Source organism: Pseudomonas sp. EA_65y_Pfl1_P113 (genome assembly GCF_963970525.1).
GTDB lineage: Bacteria > Pseudomonadota > Gammaproteobacteria > Pseudomonadales > Pseudomonadaceae > Aquipseudomonas > Aquipseudomonas tritici.
This window is the reverse complement of sequence record NZ_CAXAQM010000487.1, coordinates 1-472: the sequence shown is the minus strand read 5'-3', so window position 1 is coordinate 472 and position 472 is coordinate 1. Positions and strand designations below refer to the sequence as shown.

Genomic DNA, 472 nt, shown 5'->3' with positions numbered 1-472 from the left:
CGGAAGCCGAGCCGCTGTCGCGCCTGGCCAAGGCGTTTCTCAACGAGGTCCGCAAGCAGAGCGGGCTGCTCGAGCGCATGCCGCCGTAGCGGCGATCCGCGCGCGCCGGCAAGAACCACTCGATCTCAAGACACATGACACGCATCACCATCATCGAAACCGGACAAATCCCGAAAGCCCATCGCGAGCGTCACGGTTCGTTTCCGGACATGTTTCAGCGAATGCTCCGCGCCGAGGATCCGGCCATCGCATTCGACGTCGTCAGCATTCCGAATGGCGATGCGCTTCCCGATTCGCGCATACTCGAGGCCGTGCTGATCACAGGTGCAGCGGCCGGCGTCTATGACGAACTCGACTGGATCGCGCCGCTGGAGGATTTCGTCCGAGCCGCCTACGTCCAGAAGACGCCGATGGTCGGCGTCTGCTTCGGCCATCAGCTCATCGCCCAGGCTCTCGGCGGCACCGTGCGCAA

General features: G+C 64.0%; 1 protein-coding gene. It reads left to right on the top strand.

Annotated elements, in window-relative coordinates:
• Positions 1–134: 134 nt before the first annotated feature.
• On the top strand, positions 135–472 hold a 338-nt coding region (locus tag AACY52_RS30710), incomplete at its 3' end, for a gamma-glutamyl-gamma-aminobutyrate hydrolase family protein (RefSeq protein WP_339561447.1).